The following is a 4,940-nucleotide window of genomic DNA, read 5'->3' on the forward strand; positions in this document are numbered from 1 at the left end:
CCATCAGCAGCAGGTAGCGATTGTCGAAACGCTGCGCCAGCCAGGGCAGCAGGAAGGAGCTGGGCAGGCCCATCAACATCGAGATACTGAACAGCGTGTTGCTGCGCAGCAGCGTCAGGCCGGCCTCGTGGTAACGCGCCACCACCCAGGTCGCCAGGGCATAGAACAGCCCAGCCTGAATCGCGAAGAAGCAGCTGATCAACCAGGCCCGCGGCTGCCGCCACGGCAAGCCGATCCTGGCCTCCTTGGTATCCACCGATTCCCGCTGATTCGGCAGGCGCCACCACAGCAACAGGCCAAGCAGCGCGGGCAGCGCCCAGACCGCCAGCCCGTGCGTCCAGCTATCGCCGAGCAGCTGGGTCGCCGGTGCCGTCAGCACCGCCCCGCCGGCCCCGCCAATCGCCATGCCCAATGAATACCAGCCGACCACGCGGCCCATCTGGCCGACGAAGTGACGCTTGATAAAACCGGAGAGCAACGGCCCAGCGATGGCAATCGCCGCGCCAAGCAGCACCGCGCTGGCGATCAGGATCGCATCGACCCGGCCGGCCAGGCGCAGCAGCAAGGCCAGCGTGATCAGTCCCATGCACAGGGCAATGGTGCGCTCCAGGCCCAGGCCCAGGGCCAGACGCGGGGCGACAGGCGCCAGCAGGCCCATGCACAGCACCGGCAGGGCCGTGGTCAGGCTGATCAGGCTACGGCTCAGCGCCAGCTCAGCGGCGATCCGCTCGATCAGCGGCGCCAGGGAGGTGATGCCGGGGCGCAAATTGATTGCCGCCAGCACCAGGGCCAGCAGCAGGACGATGGGTTTCACGCGAGTTTCAACATGATCGGCCGGGCCGGCCACCCTAACCCCGAGCCTGCCGCAGGGCAAGCCCGGGAACGCTATAAATTGACCGAATGGTCAGCTTGAGCGAGTCCTTGGCAGGCCAGCCAGGCGATGCACGGGTCGCGGTAATGCGTAGGGTGGGTTAGGCGCATGAGCACAGGCCATCTACCGGCGCACAGTTCAGTTGCGCCGTAACCCACCAGATGGGCAAGCCGATCACCGCCCGGTGGGTTACGCGGCGCACAGATTCCGCGGTCGAATTGCAAACCCGGCTCTGCGCCACTAACCCACCCTACAAAGGCTGCACGCAACAGGTAAGCGGGGCATAGGCAACGCCCCGTCAGCCCTGCCTGGCCTTGCTGCGCATCTTGTCGGCCATGCTGGTCATCTCGTCGTAGAGCAGCTGCGGGTTCTTCTGCTTGAGCGCCCAGGCCATCCGCCCCTGCTCGTGGGGCAGGATCATGAACTCGCCCTTGGCCATCTGCTGATAGATGTAGTCGGCGATGTCCGCGGCGCTGATCGGCGAGCCTTCCAGCAGTTTGCCGACCTGGGCCTTCATCGCCGGGGTCGGGCCGCGGAAGGAGTCGAGCAGGTTGGTCTGGAAGAACGACGGGCAGACCACATGCACGCCGATTTCCTGCTGCTTCAACTCGACCAGCAGGCTCTCCGACAGCGCCACCACGCCGGCCTTGGCGACGTTGTAGTTGCTCATCGCCGGGCCCTGCATCAAGGCCGCCATCGAGGCGATATTGACGATCTTGCCCTTGCTACGCTCGAGCAGCGGCAGGAACGCCTTACAGCCCTTGACCACGCCCATCAGGTTGATTGCGATCTGCCAGTCCCAGTCCTCCAGCGACAGCTCGCTGAAGAAGCCGCCCGACGCTACGCCGGCGTTGTTGACGATCACATCGACGCCGCCGAACTTCTCCTCGCAGGCCTGCGCCAATGCGGTCAGCTGGCTGTAGTCGCGCACATCGCAACGCTGGGTAAAGCCCTCGCCGCCGGCATCACGCACCAGTTTCAGGGTCTCGGCCAGGCCCGCCTCGTTGACGTCGGCCAGCGCCAGGCGCCAGCCTTCGCGCGCCCAGCGCAGGGCGATTTCACGACCCAAACCCGAACCTGCGCCGGTAATCATCATGCGATTTTGCATACGGAAGTCGCCTTGTAGTGCAGTGAGAGATGGAGCGAGTGTAGCTAAGGAAATTACCCGCCCCACGCACAATCAGGCTGATGAATGACCCAGGCAAACCGCAACCACCAACTGGCGCCAGCAACACCGAATGGCGGCGCAGCGACCCGCGCTGGTAGTACCGGCGGCAATTGAGCAGATTGCCGCCCACTCCGAGTCATGTCCGTCTTGATACTGCAGCACAAAACGAACCGCTCGCTCGCGAACTTCTGGGGAATACTTCGTTGTTGTCTTCCTGGCTCCATCTCTCAAGAGTTGGAGCCTCCGGGAAAACCGGGGCGGTTCACGGCTGCGGCAGGCCTGCGTAAGGTGCGCTGTGCGCACCACTGGAAACCGGATGCCTGGTGCGCGCGGCCTAGGCGGCCCCGCGCACCCTAGGAGCCGGAGTCATCGAAACAATAATTTTGAGACAGCACACTAAGGCTCGATCCGCCGCTGCTGGTGAATCCAGTCCACGATTGCGCCGTCTGGCGCATAGCCGCTCACTGTCTCCCGCAGTAATTGGCGCACCCGGTCGTAGTCGTCGCGCTCAACCGCGCCGAGCAGTTCGCCCAGGACCTTCTTGAAGGCATCCCAGGACAGGCATTCTTCGTTGGCTCGCATGATCATCGGGTGATCGGTCGGGCTGACGTTGTCGCCAATCAGCAACTCTTCGTAGAGCTTCTCTCCGGGACGCAAACCGGTGAACTCGACGGCAATATCGCCGTGCGGATTCTTCTCCGAGCGCACACTGAGGCCGCTCAGGTGAATCATCTTCTCCGCCAGGTCGACAATCTTCACCGGCTGGCCCATGTCCAGCACGAATACATCGCCGCCCTGCCCCATGGCCCCGGCCTGAATCACCAGCTGCGCCGCCTCGGGGATGGTCATGAAGTAGCGGGTGATGTTCGGGTGGGTTACCGTCACCGGGCCACCGTGCTTGATCTGATCGTGGAAGCGCGGAATCACCGAGCCTGAGGAGCCCAATACGTTGCCGAAGCGGACCATGGTGAAGCGGGTCTTGTTGACCTGGTGCACACCCTCGTCGTCCCGGAACAGCACCGGAGCGGACTCCGTGCTCAGGGCCTGCAGGACCATTTCTGCCAGACGCTTGGTACTGCCCATCACGTTGGTCGGGCGCACCGCCTTGTCGGTGGAAATCAGCACGAAGTGCTCGACCCCGGCCCTGACCGCGGCCTGTGCCGTGTACAGGCTGCCCAGCGCATTGTTCAGCACGCCCTCGGCGATGTTGTGCTCGACCATGGGCACATGCTTGTACGCCGCGGCGTGATACACCGTATTCACCGCCCAGGTACGCATCACATCGACCAGGCGGCCAGGGTTGCGAATGGAACCCAGGATCGGCACCAGGCGCACCGGCAAGGATTCCAGCCGGATGCGCTGCTCCAGCTCGGTATGGATGTTGTAGAGGTTGAATTCACTGTGCTCGAACAACAGCACCGTGGTCGGCCCACTGGCCACGATCTGCCGGCACAGCTCCGAACCAATGGAGCCGCCCGCGCCGGTGACCATCACCACCTGGCCACGGATGCAGCGCTCGAACAAGGCTTTTTGCGGGGGCACCGGGTCGCGTCCGAGCAGGTCGGCGATGTCGACCTCCTGCACATCCTCGACCTTGACCCGGCCGCTGGCCAGGTCCATGAAGCCGGGCACGCTACGTACATGCAGGGGGAACGCTTCGAGGTGCTCGAGGATTTCACGGCGCCGTGCGCGCGTAGCCGAAGGAATTGCCAGAAGGATCTCCTGCGCGCCGGTTTGCTCGATCATCTGCTGGATATGCTTGGGCTTGAAAACCTGCAAGCCAGCAATCACCCGGGTGGCGATATCGTCGTCGTCATCGATGAACGCCACCGGCCGCATGGCCCGCCCCATACGCAAGGCTGCCACCAGTTGGTTGCCCGCCGCCCCCGCACCGTAGACGGCCACCTTGGGTAGATGATCGCCTCGGTTGATGAAAGGCACTTGCTGCGAGGCCACGTACCAGTCGCCCATGAAGTACTGGCGCATGGCCAGTCGCAATCCCCCGACCAGCACCAGGCTCAGCCACCAGTAGTTGAACACCAGGGAACGCGGCACCACAGCCGGAGGCTGGCGATGCCAATACACCACCAAGGCCAGAACCAGGGCGGAAAGCGTCACGGCCTTGAAAATCGTGATCAAGGCATCGTTGCCGAAATAGCGCATCACCGCCCGGTACATGCCAAAGCGCACAAACAAGGGAATGGCTATCAGCGGCGCCGCAACAAACAGCCAGGCATGCCCGGCAAACGGCTCGATGCTTTTCGAGTCCCCCAGGCGCACGAGAAAGGCCAGCCACAGCGCCGCCCAGACCAGCAGCACATCCATGCTGACCTGAATCAGTCGCTTGTGGCGGCGTGGCAGCTTGACCAAACGGCAGCGCAATTTCTCGGCAAGTCTTAACACGACAGCACCTCAATCCTGAGAATTTGAAAATCAGCGAGGTGAACCCTCCGCCGGATAAAAAACCTGACTATTGATGGCAAACCCAACAGCGAATGCACGCCACCCACAAAAGCACAGGCACCACATCCCCCTGTAGGAGGGGCCGGGCGGCGTTCCGACCCCGCCGCGATGGCGGACAACGTCCGCCCAACAATCAAAACCATCGCCCCGAGGTCACGGAACGCCGCCCGGACCCTCCCACAAAAGCCACGAACACCGCCAAACCCTGTAGGAGGGCCGCGCCCGTTCTCGAAAATGCTCCCGGCATTTTTCCTACCTTCCCCATCCATGGGGTCGCCGGCGGGCTTGCGGCATTTCCCACATCCATGTGGGTCACGCGCCCCGCGGCGATAGCGGACATAGTCCGCTCAACAATCAAAAACATTGCCCGGAGATCGGCAACCGCCTTTATCCACGCAACCACTTGATCCATTACCTGCACACAATCTAGACAGCAAC

At 63.1% G+C, this 4,940-nt stretch carries 3 protein-coding genes and 1 pseudogene; all 4 read right to left on the reverse strand.

Annotation, left to right across the window (positions count from 1 at the left end; all coding sequences use genetic code 11):
* A partial coding sequence (locus tag V6M61_RS15590) for an MFS transporter (protein ID WP_332777496.1) occupies positions 1–814 on the reverse strand: 814 nt, incomplete at its 3' end.
* A gap of 355 nt (positions 815–1,169) precedes the next feature.
* A complete protein-coding gene (locus V6M61_RS15595) occupies positions 1,170–1,979 on the reverse strand; it encodes an SDR family oxidoreductase (RefSeq protein ID WP_332777497.1) in 810 nt (269 codons plus the stop codon).
* Positions 1,980–2,144: 165 nt separating this feature from the next.
* Positions 2,145–2,270, reverse strand: a pseudogene (locus tag V6M61_RS15600) (IS3 family transposase); the annotation flags it as partial.
* Between the two features lie 165 nt (positions 2,271–2,435).
* Positions 2,436–4,442 carry a polysaccharide biosynthesis protein gene (locus V6M61_RS15605; RefSeq protein WP_332777498.1) on the reverse strand — a complete coding sequence of 669 codons (2,007 nt, stop codon included), beginning with the start codon at positions 4,440–4,442 and terminating at the stop codon, positions 2,436–2,438.
* Positions 4,443–4,940 lie beyond the last annotated feature (498 nt).

Source organism: Polaromonas sp. (assembly GCF_036676035.1).
Lineage (GTDB): Bacteria > Pseudomonadota > Gammaproteobacteria > Burkholderiales > Burkholderiaceae_C > Polaromonas.

Excerpts from the sequence above, each read along its gene's own strand:
- V6M61_RS15595 (WP_332777497.1), bottom strand. The coding sequence starts at position 1,979 with ATGCAAAATCGCATGATGATTACCGGCGCAGGTTCGGGTTTGGGTCGT.